The sequence below is a fragment of the Streptomyces sp. NPDC047971 genome (genome assembly GCF_040653355.1).
GTDB lineage: Bacteria > Actinomycetota > Actinomycetes > Streptomycetales > Streptomycetaceae > Streptomyces.
Genome location: NZ_JBEZNW010000010.1, coordinates 74,214 through 95,148 on the forward strand (window position 1 = coordinate 74,214; position 20,935 = coordinate 95,148).

Genomic DNA, 20,935 nt, shown 5'->3' on the forward strand with positions numbered 1-20,935 from the left:
CCACGACCGAACAATCGGTAGGTGAGGCGCGCCACTCGCGCCACCCGCCTTCGGGTCTTATGCCCGCTCCCACGAGGAGGTGGACTCGTTGCAACAGCGCAGTTCGACAGTCCAAGAGCCGCCCGGTGTCACTTCTGTCTACCGGCCCACCCCGCCCCCGGCGTGGAAGCCGCGCACCGACCCGGCCCCCCTGCTGCCCGACGCCGAGCCGTTCCGTGTGCTCGGTACGGACGCGGTGGCCGCCGCCGACCCCGAGCTGCTGCGGCGGCTCTACGCCGAGCTGGTGCGCGGCCGGCGGTACAACGCGCAGGCCACCGCCCTCACCAAGCAGGGCCGGCTCGCCGTCTACCCGTCGACGACCGGCCAGGAGGCCTGCGAGGTCGCGGCCGCGCTGGCCCTGGAGGACCGGGACTGGCTCTTCCCCTCGTACCGCGACACCCTCGCGGCCGTCGCCCGCGGCCTTGACCCGGTCCAGGCGCTGACGCTGCTGCGCGGCGACTGGCACACCGGATACGACCCCCGCGAGCACCGCATCGCGCCACTGTCCACGCCGCTGGCCACCCAGCTCCCGCACGCGGTGGGCCTGGCCCACGCCGCCCGGCTCAAGGGCGACGACGTGGTCGCGCTCGCCATGGTCGGCGACGGCGGCACCAGCGAGGGCGACTTCCACGAGGCGCTGAACTTCGCGGCCGTCTGGCAGGCCCCCGTGGTCTTCCTGGTGCAGAACAACGGCTTCGCGATCTCCGTGCCGCTCGCCAAGCAGACCGCAGCCCCCTCCCTGGCCCACAAGGCCGTCGGATACGGCATGCCCGGTCGGCTCGTCGACGGCAACGACGCCGTCGCCGTCCACCAGGTGCTCACCGAGGCCGTGGCACGCGCGCGCCGCGGTGGCGGACCGACCCTGATCGAGGCGGTCACGTACCGCATCGAGGCCCACACCAACGCCGACGACGCCACCCGGTACCGCGGTGACAGCGAGGTCGAGGCGTGGCGGGCACACGACCCGATCCTGCTCCTGGAGCGGGAGCTGACGGAGCGCGGGATGCTCGACGAGGACGGCAAGCGGGCCGCGGCCGAGGCCGCGGAGACGATGGCGGCGGCGCTGCGCGAGCGGATGAACGCCGAGCCGGTGCTCGACCCGATGGACCTGTTCGCGCACGTCTACGCCGAGCAGACCAGCCAGCTGCGTGAGCAGGCCGCGCAGCTGCGTGCCGAGCTCGACGCCGAGAGCGAGGCGTGATGACGACCCAGGTGGCGGCCAAGCCCGCCAAGCCCGCGAAGCCGGCCACGATGGCGCAGGCGCTGCAGCGGGCGATGCGGGACGCGATGGCCGAGGACCCGACCGTGCACGTCATGGGCGAGGACGTCGGCACGCTCGGCGGTGTCTTCCGGGTGACCGACGGCCTCGCGAAGGAGTTCGGCGAGGACCGCTGCACGGACACCCCGCTGGCCGAGGCCGGCATCCTGGGCACGGCCGTCGGCATGGCGATGTACGGGCTGCGGCCGGTCGTGGAGATGCAGTTCGACGCCTTCGCCTACCCGGCGTTCGAGCAGCTGATCAGCCATGTCTCGCGGATGCGGAACCGCACGCGCGGTGCGATGCCGATGCCGATGGTGATCCGGGTGCCGTACGGCGGCGGGATCGGCGGCGTCGAGCACCACAGCGACTCCTCGGAGGCGTACTACATGGCGACCCCGGGTCTCCATGTCGTCACCCCGGCCACCGTCGAGGACGCCTACGGGCTGCTGCGTGCGGCGATCGCCTCCGACGACCCGGTCGTCTTCCTGGAGCCCAAGCGGCTCTACTGGTCGAAGTCCGACTGGTCGCCCGAGGCGCCCACGCAGGTGGAGCCGATCGGCAAGGCCGTCGTGCGGCGCCGCGGCACCAGCGCCACGCTGATCACGTACGGGCCGTCCCTGCCGGTCTGCCTGGAGGCCGCCGAGGCCGCCCAGGCCGAGGGCTGGGACCTGGAGGTCATCGACCTGCGCTCGCTGGTCCCCTTCGACGACGAGACCGTCAGCGCGTCGGTGCGGCGCACCGGACGGGCGGTCGTCGTGCACGAGTCGGCAGGGTTCGGCGGGCCGGGCGGGGAGATCGCCGCCCGCGTGACCGAGCGCTGCTTCCACCACCTGGAGGCGCCCGTGCTGCGGGTCGCCGGCTTCGACATCCCCTACCCGCCGCCGATGCTGGAGCGGCACCATCTGCCGGGCGTGGACCGCGTGCTCGACGCGGTGGCGCGGCTGCAGTGGGAGGCGGGGAGCTGATGGCCCAGGTGCTCGAGTTCAAGCTGCCGGACCTCGGCGAGGGCCTGACCGAGGCGGAGATCGTCCGCTGGCTGGTGAACGTCGGCGACGTCGTCGCCATCGACCAGCCGGTCGTCGAGGTCGAGACCGCCAAGGCGATGGTCGAGGTGCCGTGCCCCTACGGCGGTGTGGTGACCGCCCGCTTCGGCGAAGAGGGCACCGAACTGCCTGTCGGCGCCCCGCTGCTGACGGTCGCCGTGGGCGGCGCGGAGGCTCCCGCGGCGGCGTCGGCGCAGCCGAAGGCTGCGGCCGAGGACGCCGAGTCCTCGGAGTACTCCGGCAATGTGCTCGTCGGCTACGGCACGGCCGGGCCGGCGGCGAGGCGGCGCCGCGTCCGCAGGGACTCCGCCCCGGCGGCCCGCGCCGCGCGGGTGGAGGCGCCCGTGAAGCCCGCGCTTCCCGAGGGACCCGTGCCGGTGATCTCCCCGCTCGTGCGGAAGCTGGCCCGGGACAAGGGGCTCGATCTGCGCGAGGTGCGCGGCTCCGGTCCGGCCGGGCTGATTCTCCGGGCGGACGTCGAGTCGGCCGTGGCCGAGCGCCTGACGGCTGCTCCGGCCGCCGCCCCGGCGCCGGCCGCCGTCGGCGGGCGGAGCACGACGGGGACGTCCCCGGTCGAGGGCGGCGAGAGGGTCCCGCTGCGCGGGGTCCGCGGAGCCGTGGCCGACAAGCTCTCGCGCAGCCGTACGGAGATCCCGGACGCGACCTGCTGGGTCGACGCCGACGCCACCGAGCTCATGGCGGCGCGGGCGGCGATGAACGCGGCGGGCGGGTCGAAGATCTCGCTGCTCGCGCTGCTCGCCCGGATCTGCACCCACGCCCTCGCCCGCTTCCCGGAGCTCAACTCCACGGTGGACACCGAGGCCCGGGAGATCGTCCGGCTGCCGTCGGTGCACCTCGGGTTCGCGGCGCAGACCCCGCGCGGGCTGGTCGTCCCGGTGGTCCGGGACGCGGGCACGCGGACGGCGGAGTCGCTGACGGAGGAGTTCGCGCGGCTGACCGAGTCCGCTCGGCAGGGGACGCTGACGCCGGCGGACCTGACCGGTGGGACGTTCACCCTGAACAACTACGGGGTGTTCGGGGTCGACGGCTCGACGCCGATCATCAACCACCCGGAGGCGGCGATGCTCGGGGTGGGCCGCATCATCCCCAAGCCGTGGGTCCACGAGGGACAGTTGGCCGTCCGCCAGGTCGTCCAGCTGTCGCTGACCTTCGACCACCGGGTCTGCGACGGCGGCACCGCGGGTGGCTTCCTGCGCTACGTCGCCGACTGCGTCGAACGCCCCGCGGTCCTGCTCCGCACGGTCTGACGCTCCCGTCCCCGCCGACGGGGGACGTGGCGCGGGAGATCGCGCCGAACACCCGGATCGCCGTCCGTCTCCCCAGGTGAGACAGGCGGCGATCTTCGGGCTCTCACCGGGCGGGCGCGGATCATACTGCTGGGATGACGACCGTGTATGACGCCATCGTGCTCGCGGGGGGCGCCGCGAAACGGCTCGGCGGGGTGGACAAGCCCGCGGTACGGGTCGGGGGCCGGGCGCTCCTCGACCGGGTCCTCGCGGGATGCCGGGGCGCCGCGCGCACCGTGGTCGTCGGCGGTCGCCGGGCGACGGTGCGCCCCGTGGTGTGGGCCAGGGAGGATCCCCCCGGCGGGGGACCGCTGGCAGCGCTCGACGCCGCGATGCGCGAGGTGCAGGCCGGCACGGCGCTCGTGCTCTCCGCCGACCTGCCGTTCCTCGACGAGGGCACCGGCCGGCGGCTCCTGGCCGCCCTGTCCGCGGCGCCCGACGCCGGGGCCGCGCTGCTCGTCGACGCCGACGGCCGGGACCAGCCGCTCGTGGCCGCCTACCGCACCGACGCGCTCCGGCGTGAGCTGGCTCTCATCGCCGCCGCGCACGGCACCCTCGCCGGGCTCCCGTTGCGTCTGCTCATGCGGGACCTCCACATCGTCCGGGTCACCGCGGAGCCCCTCGCCTCCTTCGACTGCGACACCTGGGAGGACATCGCCACGGCCCGGGCACGCATCAGGGAGCATGGGAACGTGCTGGATGAATGGATCACCGCAGTCAAGGACGAGCTGGGCATCGAGATCGACGTCGACACCGGCGTGCTGCTCGATCTGGCCCGGGACGCCGCTCACGGGGTGGCGCGCCCTGCCGCACCCCTGACCACCTTCCTGGTCGGGTACGCGGCGGCGCAGGCGGCCGGAGGCGACGGAGGCCCCGAGGCGGTCGCCGAGGCCGCCCGCAAGGCCGCCGCCCTCGCCAACCGCTGGGCCGCCGAAGCGGAGCGGGGCGAAGGGGAGCAGGGCGAAGCCGGATGACCCAGCAGGAGCGTGCGGCCGAGCCCGGGACCGACCCGCAGGCCGCCACCGCCCCGGAGCACGAGAGCGACGGAGTCGACGAGGCCATCGCCCTCGTGTCCCCGCCGCGCGCCGTCCCGTACCGGCCCGCCCACGCCGCGTCGCCCACCCCCGGGGCCACCGGGCCCGGTACCGGCGCCCCGGCGTCGGCCTCCCATGAGCCCCGTAACGGCGCCCCCGGTACCGGCGCCCCCCGCTCCGGCCCGGCTTCCGGTTCGACCTCCGGTTCGACCTCCGGTCCGACTTCTGGCGCGGCTTCCGGCCCGGCCTCCGGCCCGGAGCCCTCCGGCGCCGATTCCGCCCGAGCCGAACCCTCCCGTACGGACCCCTCCCGTACGGACCCCTCCCGAGCCGAGTCGCACCGTGCCGACGCGCACACCGCATCGCACCCCGCCGAGGCGCACCGCGCCACCGCCTGGACCGCCGCCCGGGCGGTCGCCGCGCGCGCCGGGGCCGCGGGCGGGACCGGCCGGGAACCCCGCCGTACACCCCTCGCGCAGGCGCTCGGCCAGGTCCTCGCCGAGCCGCTGCGTGCCCTCACCGACCTGCCGTCCTTCGACACCTCGGCCATGGACGGCTGGGCGGTCGCGGGCCCCGGCCCGTGGAAGATCCACGAGCAGGGCGCGGTACTCGCGGGCCACGCCCCCCACGCGCCGCTCGCGGACGGCACGGCGGTGCGGATCGCCACCGGTGCCCGTGTCCCGCCCGAGGCCACCGCGGTCATCCGCAGCGAACACTCCCGCACGGACGCGGGCGGCCATCTGCATGCCCGGCGCGAGGTCCTGCCCGGTCAGGACATCCGCCCCCGCGGACAGGAGTGCCGCTCCGGTGACCGGCTGCTGCCGGTCGGGACCGCGGTGACCCCCGCCGTCCTCGGTCTCGCCGCCGCGGCAGGCTACGACGAGCTGGCGACGCTGTCCCGCCCCCGTGTGGAGGTCCTCGTCCTCGGTGACGAGCTGCTGACCGCCGGACTCCCCCACGACGGGCTGATCCGTGACGCCCTCGGCCCCATGCTCGGCCCCTGGCTGAACGCGCTCGGCGCCGACGTGCTCGCCACCCGAAGGATCGGTGACGACGCCGACGCCCTCCATGCCGCCGTCAGCGGTTCCGAGGCCGAGCTCGTGATCACCACCGGGGGCACGGCCGCGGGGCCCGTCGACCACGTCCACCCGGTTCTCGCCAAGGCCGGAGCCGTCCTCCTCGTCGACGGGGTGAAGGTCCGCCCCGGCCACCCGATGCTGCTCGCCCGCCTCGACGGAGACCGGCACCTGGTCGGCCTGCCGGGCAACCCCCTCGCTGCCGTCTCCGGGCTGCTCACGCTGGCCGCTCCGCTGCTGGGCGCCCTCGCGGGCGCCCCGGTCCAACCGCCCTACCGCGTCTCCGTACGGGACGAGGTCCAGGGCCATCCGTACGACACCAGGCTCGTCCCGGTCGTCCATCGGGGTGACGAGGTCGTGCCGCTGCACTACAACGGCCCGGCGATGCTCAGGGGCATCGCCGCCGCGGACGGGATGGCCGTCGTGCCGCCCGGAGGCGCGCGGCCGGGGGACGCACTGGAAATCCTCGACCTCCCCTGGCCGGTGGCCCCGGGACAGGAACCAGGCCATGGCGCGTCTCAAGGAGCGTGTTTCACGTGAAACTTCCCAGCCGTGACGTCATGGCCCGGAACGCGGAGGAGAAGACGTCTCCGTCCCGGATCCGGATGCCCCGGCGCGTCGTCGAGAAGCCCCTGCGGCAGGTGACCAAGAGGTTGCTGATGGCTCTTGGCGTGCTGGCCCTCACGACCTTGATCGTCTATGCCGACCGTGACGGCTACAACGACAACTCCGACAGCACCCTGGACTTCCTCGACTGCGCCTACTACGCGACCGTCACCCTCTCCACCACGGGATACGGCGACATCGTCCCGTACAGCGACTCGGCGCGGCTCATCAACATCCTGGTGATCACGCCCCTGCGCGTCATGTTTCTGATCATCCTGGTCGGCACCACCCTTGAGGTCCTCACCGAACGGACCCGGGAGGAGTGGCGACTGAATCGCTGGAGGTCCACCTTGCGAGAACACACCGTCGTCGTCGGCTTCGGCACCAAGGGACGCTCCGCGATCCAGACGCTCTGCGCGACGGGACTGCGGAAGGAACAGATCGTCATCGTCGACCCCTCGACCAAGGTGATCGAGACGGCGAACGGCGACGGGTTCGTCGGTGTGGTCGGCGACGCCACCCGGAGCGACGTCCTGCTCCGCGCCGAGGTCCAGAAGGCCCGTCAGATCGTCATCGCCACCCAGCGGGACGACACCGCCGTCCTGGTGGCGCTCACCGCCAGGCAGCTCAACAAGGGCGCGAAGATCGTCGCCGCGGTCCGCGAGGAGGAGAACGCGCCGCTGCTGCGTCAGTCCGGAGCGGACGCGGTGATCACCAGCGCCAGTGCGGCCGGCCGACTGCTCGGACTCTCCGTGCTCAGCCCCAGCGCGGGCACGGTGATGGAGGACCTGATCCAGCAGGGTTCGGGCCTCGATCTGGTCGAACGGCCGGTGATAAAGGCCGAGGTGGGCAAGAACGTACGGGAGACCGATGACCTCGTGGTGAGCGTGCTGCGTGGGCACCGGCTGCTCGGATACGACGATCCCGCCGCCAGCCCCCTGCAGTTGACGGACCGTGTGATCACGATCGTCCGGGCGGCGGCGCCCGTCACTCCGTTGTCGACGCCTCCCGAGTAGCCTCGCCGCCATGCATGCGATCACGATTCCGGAACCCGGCGGCCCCGAGGCTCTCGTCTGGGCCGAGGTGCCCGATCCCGTGCCCGGTGAGGGCGAGGTCCTCGTCGAGGTGGTGGCGAGCGCCGTCAACCGCGCCGATCTGCTCCAGCGCCAGGGCTTCTACGACCCGCCGCCGGGCACGTCCCCGTACCCCGGTCTCGAATGCTCCGGGCGGATCACGGCACTCGGGCCGGGGGTGTCCGGCTGGTCCGTCGGCGACGAGGTGTGCGCGCTGCTGGTGGGCGGCGGCTACGCGGAGAAGGTCGCCGTGCCCGTCGGCCAGCTGCTTCCCGTCCCGGACGGGGTGGACCTGGTCACGGCGGCGGCGCTGCCCGAGGTGACCAGCACCGTCTGGTCGAACGTCTTCATGATCGCCCACCTGCGGCCCGGCGAGACGCTCCTCGTGCACGGGGGCGCCAGCGGCATCGGCACGATGGCGATCCAGCTGGCGAAGGCGATCGGCGCACGGGTCGCCGTCACCGCCGGCGGCCCGGAGAAGCTGGCGCGCTGCGCCGAGCTGGGTGCGGACATCCTGATCGACTACCGCGAGCAGGACTTCGTCGAAGAGCTGCGGAAGGCGACCGACGGTGCCGGGGCGGACGTCATCCTCGACATCGTCGGAGCGAAGTACCTGGAGCGCAATGTGAAGGCCCTCGCGGTCAACGGCCGTCTGGCCGTCATCGGGATGCAGGGCGGTGTGAAGGGCGAGCTGAACCTCGGCGCGCTGCTCTCCAAGCGCGCGGCGATCACGGCGACCACGCTGCGTGCCCGCCCGCTGCACGAGAAGGCGGCCATCGTCGCCGCGGTGCGCGAGCACGTCTGGCCGCTGATCGGCGCGGGGACGGTACGCCCCGTGGTCGACCGTACGGTGGCGATGGCCGACGCCTCCGAGGCCCACCGGGCGCTGGACTCGGGTACGCACGTGGGCAAGGTCCTGCTGCTGGCCCCGCGGGCCTGACGACCGCCCCCCCCCCGCGAGACCCCGCGGGCCTGACCACCGCCCCCCGCGAGACCTCGCGGGCCGGGGCCTCCCCAGGAGCGACCTGACCGCCCCGTACGAGCAACCACCGGACCTCCGGACCCCCGAACCCCCGAACCCCCGCCCCCCCCGGACCCCCGGACCTCCGAACCACCGGACCCCCGTACACGGAAGGGCCCGGCACACGTCGTGTGCCGGGCCCTTCTCACGCCTGCGCGTCGAACGTCCCGCCGGGACGTCCCGCAGTCCTACAGATACGGTCCCGAGCGGACCGCGTGTCCGTGGTCCTGGTCGTCCTCGTCGTGCGGCGCACCGGGCGGAAGCGCCCGACGCATCTGCTCCAACTGGGCGCGGGCCGCCATCTGCTGGGCGAACAGCGCCGTCTGGATGCCGTGGAACAGGCCCTCCAGCCAGCCCACCAACTGGGCCTGCGCGATGCGCAGTTCCGCTTCCGAGGGAATCGCCTCGTCCGTGAACGGCAGGGAGAGGCGCTCCAGTTCCTCGACCAGTTCGGGCGCGAGCCCGTCCTCCAGCTCCTTCACGGAGCTGGCGTGAATGTCCTTGAGCCTGACGCGGCTGGCCTCGTCGAGAGGTGCCGCGCGTACTTCCTCCAGGAGCTGCTTGATCATGCTGCCGATGCGCATGACCTTCGCAGGCTGCTCGACCATTTCCGTCACCGGGACCTCGCGGGATTCGTCGTCACCCTGAGTGCCGCCGAGCGCCATTCCGTCCTGTCCCACGATGAGGACCTGGGGGCTCTCCTGCGACCGTTCATTCCTCGGCATCTCCATGCCGCCATTCTCTCGCACACGTGCCTCACCACACGGTGTGCCCCCGGAGGAGGGTGATCCACCCTCCTCCGGGGGCACAGGACGACAACGGTCCGGTCGGGTCAGGTCGCGGCGCGGCGGGCCAGGGCCCCGCGCGAGCGCGTCACCAGGGCCGCCAGGAGCGCGGCGCCGAGCGGCACGATCACCAGCAGCGCCAGCAGCGTCTCCCAGGGGACGACGATCGGCACGTACGGGGGCGCTTCCATCGCGCCCCAGCCCTGGTCGAGGCTCTCCTGGTAGAAGCGCTCGCGTGCGCGCCCCTCCGTGAGCCGCAGGCCCATCGCCGGCAGCACTCCGGCCGCCGATCCGAGGATCACGCCCATCGCGGCGACCACCCCGCACTGGAAGCCGCTCAGGGTGCGGCGCACCCGCGGGGGTGCTCCGACGGCGGAGAGCGTCTTGAGGTCGGCCTCCGCGTCGGCCTGCGCGAGACCGGTCGCGATACCGGCGGCGCCGATGGTGACGAGACCGGCGAAGACGGCCAGCGAGAGGAGCACGATGCTGTTCTTGCCGACGAAACCTTCCTCCAGGTGCAGTTCGACATCGCTGCCGATCTTGGCGATCTCGCCGTCGAGCTTCTGGCGCTGCTCGCTGGTCGGCATCGTGTCGGTGGAGAACAGCGAGCCCAGCGGCACCGTGGTGAGGCCGGCGGCCTTGGCGGCGGCGGGGGTGAGGAGCGCCTGGACGCCGTACGACTTCGTCCCGTCGGGCACCAGGTGGGCGGGGAGGGACGTGATCTCGCCCGGGACGGGCTTGCCCGCCTCCTCGGCCTCGCGCGCCTTCATCGAGTCGGCGATCAGCTTGACGTCGATCTTGCCGCCCTGAGTGACCAGGGGCTTGGAGAAGGCAACGATCTTGCCCTCGGCCAGTGCCTTCTCGGCGCCCGCGTCCTTGATTCCGAGGACCTTCAGGACGGTGGCGTCGCCGATCATCAGCCCGCCGTCGACGTAGATGCCGCCGTCACCGTTCGGCTTGCAGCGCCAGTCCTCGGCGAGCTTGCGGCGCTGTTCCTTGGAGAACTTCGCCGCGGGGTCCTCGCCGTTGTCCGAGCTCCACAGCGGGCACTCGTTGGCCTTGGGGACGAGGACCTCGTACCTGCCGCAGCCCGGGGAGTCGGCGTACGGCGGGCAGCCGGCCTTGCCGACCTGCACGCGTTCGACGTCGGCGCGGGTGTCGATGGGCAGATGGCGCTGGACGGCGTCGCGGACCGCGGGGACGTCCCGGCCGCCGTCCTCCGTGACGAGGGCGGAGACCGCGCCGTGCGGCAGGCTCGCCCGGTACTCGGCCCGATTCTGCGCGTCGGAGCTGGCCGTGTAGGTGGAGACGGCGACGGTTCCGGCGACGGCGGCGAGGACGGCGGCGACGGCGGGCGCCGTACGCCCCCGGTTGCGCACGGCGTCACGCAGGGCGAGACGCGGCGACAGGGGGAGCCAGCGACCGGTGCGGCCGAAGAGACCCACGAGGGCGGGGGTCATGGCGACCACGCCCAGCTCGGCGATGGCGCTGCCGCCCGCGACGATGACGAACTGGTCGGAGACCACCGATCCGTAGAGCGCGATCGCCGCGCCCAGGAGCAGGGCGCCCAGGCCGACCAGCGGCAGTACCCGGCTGCCGCGGCGGACACCGCGACGGCCGGTGAGGGAGGCCAGGACGGTCTGCCGGGAGGCGGTCACGGCCGGGACGATCGCGGCCAGGACACCGGTGAGAACGGCGAGCAGCGCGATGGCGAGCAGTTCCATGGGGCGTACGTCGAAACTGCCGAACCGCTGCCCGAACGCGTCCTCGAGGACCGGCTGGAGGGCGAAGGTCAGAATCAGCGCGAGGACCGTGCCGATCACGGCGGCGGCGGCACCGATGACGAGACCGCCGCCGAGGACGATGGCCCGGATGTGACGCCGGTCGCCGCCGTTGGCGCCGACGAGCCCCAGCTGACGGCGCGAGCGGCGCGCGCCGACGGCGAACGCGGGTCCGGCCAGTAGGCAGATCTCCAGCATCGCGAGGCCGACGACCGTGCCGAGTGCCGCGAGTTCGGCGGCCTGGGCGCCCGTGCTGGAGTTGTAGTTGCCCCAGCCCTCCCTCTGGTACAGCGGGACCTCGGAGTCCGCGGGCGGGGCGAGGAGCACGGCGCGCGAGACGACGGCGACACCCTTGGTGTTGATCTGCTGCACGCTGTTCCACGTGAAACCACCGGGGGTCTTCACGAGGTACGTGGTGTCGACGCCGGCCCGGGACATGCCGGCCTTCTCGGCCACCTTCGCGTACGGGGCGAGGAAGGCGCCGGGCAGGGCGTTGACCTGGTCGGCCTTCAGATCGTTGGGGAGCTCGTAGGAGCCGACGATCCGGTAGACCCGGTCGTAGCCGCGGGCGGACAGGGTCGAACCGATCGACAGGCCGCTGGTCTCCAGGAAGTGCGTGGTCGCGGCGAACTCGTCCGCCTTCTCCGGGAAGCGTCCCTCCTGGAGGGTCATGATGCCCCGGGCGATCGGGTCGGCGGCCTTCAGCTCCCGGACCTCGGTCTGGAGCAGTCCGTGGACGGTGGTGAGCTTCGCGTTTCCGGAGCTGTCCGTCAGGTGGGTCGACCCGGCGGGGAAGGTCTTGGTGACCTCGGTGGTGCCGCTGGGCCAGACCTTGTCCCCGTAGTCCTTCGCCGGTGTGTGCATCTCGCCGTCCGGCGACTGGAGGATCGGCACACCGGCTACGGCGGCGTCGGTGAACCGCGCGTCGGCGGCGCCGATCGTCCGGTCCAGGCTCTCCTCGGTGGACAGCTGGGAGCTGCGCAGGGTCAGGTCGGCGGCGCTCACGCCCAGGATGGGCAGGGCGATCATGGCGAGGACCAGGAAGCTGCGGCCCTTGTAGCGCCAGGCGTCTCGGCGGGCTATGCGGATCGCGGCGCGCCAGGAGTGGAACCAGTTGTTCACCGCTCGGCCGCCTGGCCGGAGAGGAGCGAGTCGGCGTCGCTGCGTACGGTCTGGTCGACGACGGCGCCGTCGCGCAGGAAGACGACGCGGTCGGCCCAGGCGGCGAACCGCGGCTCATGGGTGACGAGCACGCCCGCGGCGCCGGCGTCGCAGCGCGAGCGGAGCAGGGCGAGGACGGACTCTCCCGTCTCGGAGTCCAGGGCGCCGGTGGGCTCGTCGGCCAGGACGAGACGGCGGTCGCCGACCAGGGCGCGGGCGATGGCCACCCGCTGCTGCTGGCCACCGGACATCTCGTCGGGGAAGCGGTCGGCGAGGTGCCCCAGGTCCATCTCCTCCAGCGCGGCGAGGGCCTCGCCGCGCGCCTTGCGCGCGGAGGTGCCGTCGAGTTCGCGGGGCAGCGCGACGTTCTCGGCGGCCGTGAGGGCGGGGATCAGGTTGTAGTCCTGGAAGACGTACCCGATGCTGCGGCGGCGCAGGGCCGCGAGGGCCTTGCGGCCCGCGGTGGTGATGTCGGTGTTCTCGACGATCACCCGGCCGGAGGTGGGGGTGTCCAGGCCGCCCGCGATGGTGAGCAGGGTGGACTTGCCGGAGCCGGACGGGCCCATGACGGCGACGAGTTCCCCGGGGAAGACATCGAGGTCGATGCCGCGCAGGGCGTGGACCTCGGTCTCGCCGGAGCCGTGGACACGGGTCAGGTTCTGCAGTTGCAGCACGGGCTGCTGTGTGGACATGGAGGGGTCCCCCTTGGACGTACGCCGCGGTGCGGGCGCGTGACGGGTCGTCATGTGCGGCCGCGTGCGGTGTCGTACGGAGCGTGGTCGCGTACGGAGCGGTTGAGGTGGTGGTACGTGTGCGGTGTGCGGGCCGCGGGTCAGCGCAGCGGCGCCGAGCGACTGCCCTGGGTGGTGGTGCCGGCGGAGTCGGGCGGTCGTGCCTCACCCGCGCCGGTCCCGGAGGCGGGCGGGGCGGAGGAGCCGGTGGTGGCGACGCCGGCCGCCGAGAGCCGGATCAGCCGGGCCTCGCAGTGGTCCAGCCAGCGGGCCTCGGCCTCGGTCTGGAAGATCAGCTGCTCCAGGACGAGGAGCCAGGCCACGTCGTCGCGTTCCCGGGACTCGCCGCTTTCGAGGGCGGCGAGCGCCTGGGCCTTGAGCCGGGTGTAGTCCTGCATCGCCTTCACGGTGTGGTGGCGCTGGGACTGGATGACGGCACGGATGTCGACTCCGGGCGCCCCGACGGCCATGGCGAGCTTGATGGCGAGCTCGTCACGGGCCGGGCTGGTGCGGTCCACGGGCTTCTCGAACCACGTCCTGAGCTCTTCGCGACCGATGTCGGTGATGGCGTAGAGCGCGTGGCCGGCGTCGTCCTGGCCGCCCTGCGCGACCATGCCGTCCCGTTCGAGACGGTTGAGGGTCGTGTAGACCTGGCCGACGTTGAGGGGCCAGGTGGAGCCTGTGCGGGACTCGAACTCCGTACGGAGCTGCGAACCGTAGCGAGGCCCGCGTTCGAGGAGGGCGAGAAGCCCGTGGCGGATCGACATACTCAGTATGTATACCGGGTATGCCCGCGCGGACAAGGGACCTGAGTCGGAACCTCCGGGTCCGACTCAAGGGGGACGAGCCGGGGGCCGGACCGTTCAGCGGCGCCGCATCCGCACCCCGAGGAAGCCGATGCCGAGCCCCATCATCGCGAGCCCCGCACCGAGGGTGAGGACGGGAATCTGCCGGTCAGCGGAGGTGGCGGTGGTCCGGGAGTCGAGCCGCGGGGCGACGGCGGGCGCGGACGCGGGTGGGGGCGTGTCGGCCGTGGAGTCCGTCTCCGGTACCGCTTCGAGGCCCTCGTCCGCCTCGCCCTCCGCCTCGGGAGGCTCGTCGGCTGTTGCCGTTTTGGTACGCGCGGGGCCGTCCGGCTCGGGGGCGGCGGTCGATTCCCGGGGTTCGACCGGGCGGCCGGGGCGCTCGCGCCCCTCCGCGGCGGGGCGCCCCGCCAGGGAGCCGGCCGGGGCGGGTTCGCCGGCTTCGGAGGGCCAGGGCCGCCATGAGGTGGCCACCGCGGGCGGACCGGGAGGGCCGGAGGCGCCGCTCGTGGCGGAGGGCCTCGGCCGGGGCGCGGGGGTCGAGGAGGGGGAGGGGGAGGGGGAGGGCGGTCGGGTCTGCGTGGCCGACGGGGTCGGCGAGCTCGGCCTCGGGCCCGGCGCGGTCGGCGTGGAGGGGGCGGTCGTCGACGCCGGGGGTCTCGGGTCCGCCGTGGGGCCCCTCTCCGCCCCGAACGCGACCGGTGCGGCACCCACCATCAGCCAGCACATGACCATCGGGCCGATGGCCCGTGTCCGCGTACCGCGGAGTCGTGGAGTCACCGGGGGACCCCCTCCCGTACCGAGCCGCCGAGTTCCAACTCAGCGTCACATGTCGGGACACATCCGGCATCCCGGACGGGAGGAGGGGGTGAGAGCGCCGCTCAGGAGGTCCTGCCCGGGCGCCCGGAAGGCGCCCGGCACGGCGGGGCCGCCCACGTCGACAGAGGGCCGCCGTCACCACGGAGCGCCGCCCACGTCGACGGAGGGCAGCCCTCACCACGGCGGCCGCCGATGCCGACGGAGGGCTCCGTTCCTACGGCGGTAGCCGCTGCCGCGAGGGGCAGCCGCTACCGCAAGGGGCCGCCGCTGCCGCGAGGGTCGCCGTTACTGCGGCGGGTTGCCCGTCGAGACCTTGAGGGTGAACTCGGCGCCGTCCTTGGTGACGTCCTCACCGATCGGCGGGTACTGCTCCAGGACGGTGCCGTCGCCGTAGGTGTTCTCGTCCACCGGGGTCTGCGTCTTGATCTGCCAGCCGGCGGCTTGGATGCACGCCTTCACCGACTGGATGTTCTTGTACGTGAAGTTCGGGACCTCGAACTTGTCCGGGTCGTCGCTCGACTCGGTCGGCTCCGTGCACTTCTTGGTCTCGATCGCCTTCGAGAGGTCCGGTCCCTTGTACCCCGGGGCCTGCGACTGACCCTGGTTCGTGTTGTCGCCGCCTTCCTTCCCGGAGTCGTCCTTGTTGAGGTTGATCGCCGTGATCACACCGCCGATGGCCACCAGCGCGACGACGATCGCCCCCACGAGGACCGGCATGTTCCGCCGCGAGCCGGAGCCACCGTTCGAGGTCGCCGAGGACTGCTGGGGCACCATCGTGTAGGGCCCGGGAGCCGGCGTCTGGTACGCCGGGGCGGGGGTCGGGGCCTGCTGCGGGTAGCCGTAGGAGGGAGCCGGGGTCGGCGGGCCGTACGGGCCCGGCTGCGGCGTCGGAGGCTGGTACGGCTGCTGCACGCCGTGCAGCGAGGGCGGCGGGGTCTGGCCGACCGGCGGGAAGACCGCCGAGCCCACGCCCGAACCGCTGCTGACCGGACCACCGGCGACGATCACCGGAGCGCCGGTCTGGCCCGCCGACAGCACCCGCAGGCACTCGTCCTGCATCGCCGCCGCGCTCGGGAAGCGCTCGTTCGGGTTCTTCTTCAGTGCGCGGGCGACGAGCGCGTCCATCGCCGGCGTCACCGCGCGGTTGATGGAGGACGGCGCGACCGGCTCCTCCTGGACGTGCGCGTACGCGATGGCGAGCGGCGAGTCCGCGTCGAACGGGAGACGGCCCGTCAGCAGCTGGAAGAGCATGATGCCGACCGAATAAAGATCGGAGCGCGCGTCCACACCGCGGCCGAGCGCCTGCTCGGGGGAGAGGTACTGCGGCGTACCGACGACCATGCCGGTCTGCGTCATCGACGTGACACCGGACTGCATCGCGCGGGCGATGCCGAAGTCCATGACCTTGACCACGCCGCGCTTGGTCATCATCACGTTTCCGGGCTTGATGTCGCGGTGGACCAGGCCCATCTCGTGGCTGGTCTCCAGCGCGGCCAGCACGTCGGCCGTCACCTTCAGCGCCTTGTCGGCCGGCATCGCGCCGAACTGCCGTACGTCGGAGGCGAGGACCGAGCCGAGCGGCTGGCCCTCGACGTACTCCATGACGATGTACGGCATGACGGCGCCGTCGAGGGTGTCCTCGCCGGTGTCGAAGACCGAGACGATGTTGGTGTGCGACAGCTTCGCGACCGCCTGCGCCTCGCGCCGGAACCGCTCGCGGAACGACTGTTCCCGGCCGAGTTCGGAGTGCAGGGTCTTGATGGCCACCTGCCGGTCGAGCGCGCTGTCGTACGCCAGGTAGACGGAAGCCATCCCGCCCTCGCCGAGCAGGTCGCGAAGCTGATAGCGGCCGTTCGCGACCGAACCGCCCGCATAGCGGCCCTGTGCGCCGTCCTGGCTCATTCGTGCTCCCCCTACGCGCGCGTGGCGGCGCTGATCGGAATTTCCTGGCCAAGTCTGCCCCAGGGCAACGACACGTCAAGCCGGGTGCCCGTTCCGTGACCCTCCGCGTAAGAAGCGTCTCGCAAGCGTTACAGGAACTGCGTGGAATTTGCACAGGCGTACGCCGAGAGGGTTGGATGACCGGTCCATCTCGAACCGTGGTGCCGGACGGAGCCTGTAGCGTGACGGCGGTACGGCACTGCACGGTAAGACATACGACGGCGAGGACTGATGGCACCCGAATCCGAAGCAGGCGGCGGCGGCCTGTCGGGCGCCGCCGCCGAGTCCTGGGGCGTCGGCGGAGTGGTCGGCGACGGACGGTACCGGCTGACGCACCGTCTCGGACGAGGCGGCATGGCCGAGGTGTTCGCCGCCGAGGACGTCCGTCTGGGCCGTACCGTCGCCGTGAAGCTGCTCCGCTCCGACCTCGCCGAGGACCCGGTCTCCAAGGCCCGCTTCACCCGTGAGGCGCAATCGGTGGCCGGCCTGAACCACCACGCGATCGTCGCGGTGTACGACTCCGGCGAGGACGTCGTCGGCGACCACTCCGTGCCGTACATCGTGATGGAGCTGGTCGAGGGCCGCACCATTCGCGACCTGCTGATCAGCGCCGAGGCGCCCGGTCCCGAGCAGGCCCTGATCATCGTCTCCGGCGTGCTCGAGGCGCTCGCGTACTCGCACCAGCACGGCATCGTGCACCGGGACATCAAGCCGGCGAACGTCATCATCACGCACAGCGGCGCCGTGAAGGTCATGGACTTCGGCATCGCGCGCGCCCTGCACGGCGCGCAGTCGACGATGACCCAGACCGGCATGGTCATGGGAACGCCGCAGTACCTCTCCCCCGAACAGGCGCTCGGCAAGGCCGTGGACCACCGGTCCGACCTCTACGCGACGGGCTGTCTGCTCTACGAACTCCTTGCGCTGCGGCCCCCCTTCACCGGCGAGACACCGTTGTCGGTGGTCTACCAGCACGTCCAGGACGCACCGGTCCCGCCGTCCGAGGTCACCCACGGGGCGCCTCCGGAGCTCGACGGACTGGTGATGCGCTCGCTCGCGAAGGACCCGGACGACCGGTTCCAGAGCGCCGAGGAGATGCGCGGTCTGATCCAGTACGGCCTGCAGATGCTCCAGCAGGCGGGCGGGCACACCGGCACGTGGAACACGGGGCCGGTGGAGGTGCACGAGGGCGGCCACACGCCGGTCGGCGGCGTCGCGGCGACGACCGCGATGGGCCACCCGATGCACCACGAGACCTCGCAGGGCCCGATCCTGCCGCCGATGAACCCGGAGGACGGCGGATACGACGGTCACGGCGGTCACGGCGGTCACGGCGGCTACGGGCAGGACGGCTACGGCCCGCAGGGCGGCCGCAAGGGCGGCCGGGGCAAGGTGCTGCTGTTCGTGGCGCTCGCGATGATCGCGATCGTGGCGGGTGTCGTGTACGCGCTCGACAAGGCCGGTGAGAAGGGTGGCGGGACGAACAAGCCGCCGGCCGTCACCGACTCGCCGTCCACCTCCCAGGAACCGTCGACGCCGTCCGAGGAGACGCCGTCGCAGGAGACGCAGGAGCCCGACACCTCCACGGGCGGCGACCAGCAGCCCTGGACGCCGTCCTACCGCCCCTCGTACAAGCCGTCGACGCCGTCCACGCCGACGGGCGAGCCGTCGGCCCCGCCCACGGACACCACCGACGGGGGAACGGACACCGAGGGCACGACGGAGGGCACCACCGAGGGCACCACGGAAGGCACCACCGAGGGGACCACCGAGGGCACCACGGACGGCAGCACCAACTCGGGTACGACGCAGGGCAGCACCAACACGGGTACGACGCAGGGCAGCACCAACACGGGCACGTCGCAGGGCGCGACACTCGGTACGACCGCGGGCACCTGATCCGTCCGGTGGGACTCACCCCGTGAACGCGTCGCGTACCGCCTCGTACTCGCGGGTCCACCACACCGCCAGGGCCGACGCCGCAGGAAACTGCGGGTCGGCCCTTCGGTCGTGGAGCTGGTAGCGCCAGCGCAGTATCCAGAAGTCGTTGAGCCGCTCCCACCACACCCGGTGCACCGCCGACGCCAGTTCGGCCGCGTCGGCGCCGGCGGCCCGCCGGTAGGCCCTGGCGTACGCCCGCACCTTCTCCAGGTCCAGTTCGCCCTCCGGCCGTACGAAGAAGATGGCGGCGGCCCTGACGGCCTCCTCGGCGCGCGGCTGGACGCCCAGGCGGTCCCAGTCGACGATCGCGGCCGGCTCGGCGCCTCGGTAGAGCAGGTTCAGCGGGTGGAAGTCGCCGTGCACCCAGCCGGCCGCCGCGGCGGCCGGGGGACGGCGGTGGGCGTGCTCGGCGAGGAGCACCCGGCGTTCCAGCAGACGGTGTTCGGCGAGCGCGTCGAAGCCGGTGCGGGCGCGGCCGGAGCGGGAGAGCCGGAGCAGCTCGTCGATGAGCCGGAGGGTCTCCTCGGGGCGTGCGCTCTCGTGCTCCGCGCCGGGCGGGGGAGACTCCATCACCCGCTCCAGACAGGTGTGGACGTGCCCGAGCAGCGCGCCCAGGCGCCTCGATCCCCCGGCGGACAGCTGGGCGCCGTCGCGGTGGCGGCCGTCGATCCAGGGGTGCAGGGCGTAGCAGCGGCCGCCGATGACGGCGACGGTGCGGCCGGCGGAGTCGGCGAGCGGCGGGGCGACGGGCAGCCCGAGGGCGTGCAGGCGCTGGGTGGCGCGGTGCTGGCGGCTGATGGTGTCCCGGTCGGCCGTCGGGGCGTCGAGGTGCTGCTTGAGGAAGTAGGCGCCGCGGGTGGTGGCGAGCCGGTAGCCGCGGTTGAGGAGGCCCTGGGTGACGGGTTCGCAGGAGAGCGGCTCACCGGCCTCGTGGTAGCGGCGCAGCAGGGCGCCGACGGGCGGAGCGAGCGTTTCAGATGAGCGCGGCACTCCCCATATGTTAGATCACGCTGCGTGGTGGAGTTGTCGCTCCAGGGTGTAGTCCAGTTGGTGCACGGTCACGAACTGGGGCTCTATCCGCATGAAGACCGGGTCGAAGGGCTCGCCGTCCACGATCTTCGGGGCGGAGCCGAAGGCCGCCAGCTGCTCCTCGGTCGGCTCGACGACCTCGGCGGTGCCGGTGAACTGCACGGACCAGAGGTTCTCATCGCCTGAGCCGAAGTTGTCGGCGCCGTAGGCGACGACGCTGCCGGCGCAGGCCCGGTGGTAGCCGAGGCCGCGGTGCATCCGGAGCAGGACGCCGCCGTCGTCCACGATGTGCCGGGCGGGGGCGACGAACGGCATCGCGCGCATGCTCGTCGCCACGCGCCCGTACGACACGCGGTTCAGCAGCTCGATGGCGCGGATCTCCTCGGTGGACATGGCTTCCACTCTCTGCCACCGCCACCGTGCGGGACCAGGGGCCCCCGCCCCGGCCGGGCCGGGACGTAGGTCCCGAATCCCACCGCCGGTCCGGGACGGTCCGTCCGGGCGGCCCGGGGCGGCGGGAGGGTGTCAGTGGCGCTCCGCCTGCAGCCTGGCCACGTACGCGGCGGCCTGCGAGCGTCGTTCCATGCCGAGCTTCGACAGCAGGCTGGAGACGTAGTTCTTGATGGTCTTCTCCGCCAGATGGAGCCGCTCGCCGATGACCCGGTTGGTCAGCCCCTCACCGATCAGGTCCAGGATCTTGCGTTCCTGGTCCGTCAGATTGGCGAGCCTTTCGTCACCCTTCGGATTGTTTCCGTCGCGTAGCCGTTCCAGGACGCGGGCGGTCGCGATCGGATCGAGCAGGGATTTGCCGGCCGCGACGTCCCGGACGGCCGACAGCAGTTCATTGCCGCGGATCGCCTTGAGGACATATCCCGAGGCCCCGGCCATGATCGCGTCGAAGAGCGCCTCGTCGTCGGCGTACGAGGTGAGCATCAGACACTTGATGTCCTCGTTCTGCGAACGGACCTCGCGGCAGACCTCCACGCCGCTGCCGTCCGGCAGCCGGACGTCGAGCACGGCCACGTCGGGCCTTGTCGCAGGGATCCTGACCAGCGCATCCGCGGCCGTACCGGCCTCGCCGACCACGTCGATGTCGTCCTCCACGGAGAGCAGCTCGTGGACGCCGCGCCGGACGACTTCGTGGTCGTCCAACAGAAATACCCGGATTTTTCCATCTTCGCGCACGGAGCCAGTCTCACATATTGGCTCTTCCCGCGCCCGGGGTGGCCGGGATAACGTGCCGGTGTTCCGGCGGCCTGCGAGGCTGTTGGCAGTGCGCTGACCAGCTGTGTTCCCGCATTTCTCGATTTACTTGGAAATCCAAGCAAAATCGCAGGTCAAATGGGGTTTCGCAGGAATGCGACGCACTGGGTAACGTGCCTATGACAGGGCGCTCGCCGGGGCACCTGTCACGCCCGACCCCGGCCAGTCGCACCCACCCCGTGCGCGGGCACGGACAAGGCGAGCCGCACTGGCCTACCCGG

At 72.6% G+C, this 20,935-nt stretch carries 17 protein-coding genes; 8 read left to right on the forward strand and 9 right to left on the reverse strand.

The features are described 5' to 3' along the window. Positions 1 to 79 precede the first annotated feature (79 nt). From pdhA to AB0D99_RS12825, 7 genes are all read left to right on the forward strand, one after another. A complete protein-coding gene (gene pdhA, locus AB0D99_RS12795; RefSeq protein ID WP_362359607.1) occupies positions 80 to 1,240 on the forward strand; it encodes a pyruvate dehydrogenase (acetyl-transferring) E1 component subunit alpha in 1,161 nt (386 codons plus the stop codon). After that, entirely contained in the window at positions 1,240 to 2,265 is a 1,026-nt protein-coding gene (locus AB0D99_RS12800) for an alpha-ketoacid dehydrogenase subunit beta (protein ID WP_362359609.1), read from the forward strand. The genes pdhA and AB0D99_RS12800 overlap by 1 nt, the downstream gene beginning before the upstream one ends. After that, positions 2,265 to 3,611, forward strand: a complete 1,347-nt coding sequence (locus AB0D99_RS12805) for a dihydrolipoamide acetyltransferase family protein (RefSeq protein WP_362359611.1) — start codon at positions 2,265 to 2,267, stop codon at positions 3,609 to 3,611. The genes AB0D99_RS12800 and AB0D99_RS12805 overlap by 1 nt, the downstream gene beginning before the upstream one ends. Positions 3,612 to 3,745: 134 nt before the next feature. Then, positions 3,746 to 4,624 carry a DUF6457 domain-containing protein gene (locus AB0D99_RS12810; protein ID WP_362359613.1) on the forward strand — a complete coding sequence of 293 codons (879 nt, stop codon included), beginning with the start codon at positions 3,746 to 3,748 and terminating at the stop codon, positions 4,622 to 4,624. Next, positions 4,621 to 6,300: a molybdopterin-binding protein gene (locus AB0D99_RS12815; protein ID WP_362359615.1), complete on the forward strand. Its 1,680-nt coding sequence runs from the start codon at positions 4,621 to 4,623 to the stop codon at positions 6,298 to 6,300. Before AB0D99_RS12810 ends, AB0D99_RS12815 begins: the two co-directional genes overlap by 4 nt. Then, positions 6,297 to 7,382 (forward strand): potassium channel family protein, encoded by a 1,086-nt coding sequence (locus tag AB0D99_RS12820; RefSeq protein WP_362359617.1) that lies wholly within the window; start codon positions 6,297 to 6,299, stop codon positions 7,380 to 7,382. Before AB0D99_RS12815 ends, AB0D99_RS12820 begins: the two co-directional genes overlap by 4 nt. 10 nt (positions 7,383 to 7,392) lie before the next feature. After that, positions 7,393 to 8,379: an NAD(P)H-quinone oxidoreductase gene (locus AB0D99_RS12825; RefSeq protein ID WP_362359619.1), complete on the forward strand. Its 987-nt coding sequence runs from the start codon at positions 7,393 to 7,395 to the stop codon at positions 8,377 to 8,379. A gap of 269 nt (positions 8,380 to 8,648) precedes the next feature. Here AB0D99_RS12825 and AB0D99_RS12830 read toward each other — a convergent pair whose 3' ends face one another. The 6 genes from AB0D99_RS12830 to AB0D99_RS12855 all read right to left on the reverse strand — a co-directional run bounded on the left by AB0D99_RS12830 (position 8,649) and on the right by AB0D99_RS12855 (position 16,442). Beyond that, positions 8,649 to 9,191, reverse strand: a complete 543-nt coding sequence (locus AB0D99_RS12830) for a bacterial proteasome activator family protein (protein WP_362359621.1) — start codon at positions 9,189 to 9,191, stop codon at positions 8,649 to 8,651. Positions 9,192 to 9,292: 101 nt separating this feature from the next. Next, entirely contained in the window at positions 9,293 to 12,148 is a 2,856-nt protein-coding gene (locus AB0D99_RS12835; RefSeq protein WP_362359623.1) for an ABC transporter permease, read from the reverse strand. Then, positions 12,145 to 12,879: an ABC transporter ATP-binding protein gene (locus AB0D99_RS12840; protein ID WP_329118566.1), complete on the reverse strand. Its 735-nt coding sequence runs from the start codon at positions 12,877 to 12,879 to the stop codon at positions 12,145 to 12,147. Before AB0D99_RS12840 ends, AB0D99_RS12835 begins: the two co-directional genes overlap by 4 nt. Before the next feature lie 140 nt (positions 12,880 to 13,019). Beyond that, entirely contained in the window at positions 13,020 to 13,685 is a 666-nt protein-coding gene (locus AB0D99_RS12845) for a PadR family transcriptional regulator (protein ID WP_362359626.1), read from the reverse strand. A 96-nt stretch (positions 13,686 to 13,781) separates the two neighbouring features. Further along, positions 13,782 to 14,195, reverse strand: coding sequence for a hypothetical protein (locus tag AB0D99_RS12850; RefSeq protein WP_362359628.1), 414 nt, complete (start codon positions 14,193 to 14,195; stop codon positions 13,782 to 13,784). A 630-nt stretch (positions 14,196 to 14,825) separates the two neighbouring features. Continuing rightward, positions 14,826 to 16,442: a protein kinase gene (locus AB0D99_RS12855; protein ID WP_362359630.1), complete on the reverse strand. Its 1,617-nt coding sequence runs from the start codon at positions 16,440 to 16,442 to the stop codon at positions 14,826 to 14,828. A gap of 270 nt (positions 16,443 to 16,712) precedes the next feature. Here AB0D99_RS12855 and AB0D99_RS12860 point away from each other — a divergent pair, with 270 nt between their 5' ends. Then, on the forward strand, positions 16,713 to 18,380 hold the full coding sequence (locus tag AB0D99_RS12860; RefSeq protein WP_362359632.1) for a protein kinase: 1,668 nt from the start codon (positions 16,713 to 16,715) through the stop codon (positions 18,378 to 18,380). Positions 18,381 to 18,395: 15 nt separating this feature from the next. Here the strand turns inward: AB0D99_RS12860 and AB0D99_RS12865 are convergent, their stop codons facing one another. The 3 genes from AB0D99_RS12865 to AB0D99_RS12875 all read right to left on the reverse strand — a co-directional run bounded on the left by AB0D99_RS12865 (position 18,396) and on the right by AB0D99_RS12875 (position 20,636). Further along, positions 18,396 to 19,412, reverse strand: a complete 1,017-nt coding sequence (locus AB0D99_RS12865; protein ID WP_362359634.1) for a phosphotransferase — start codon at positions 19,410 to 19,412, stop codon at positions 18,396 to 18,398. Positions 19,413 to 19,427: 15 nt separating this feature from the next. Continuing rightward, positions 19,428 to 19,844: a pyridoxamine 5'-phosphate oxidase family protein gene (locus AB0D99_RS12870; RefSeq protein ID WP_362359636.1), complete on the reverse strand. Its 417-nt coding sequence runs from the start codon at positions 19,842 to 19,844 to the stop codon at positions 19,428 to 19,430. Positions 19,845 to 19,976: 132 nt separating this feature from the next. Continuing rightward, positions 19,977 to 20,636, reverse strand: coding sequence for a response regulator transcription factor (locus AB0D99_RS12875; RefSeq protein ID WP_362359638.1), 660 nt, complete (start codon positions 20,634 to 20,636; stop codon positions 19,977 to 19,979). Positions 20,637 to 20,935 lie beyond the last annotated feature (299 nt).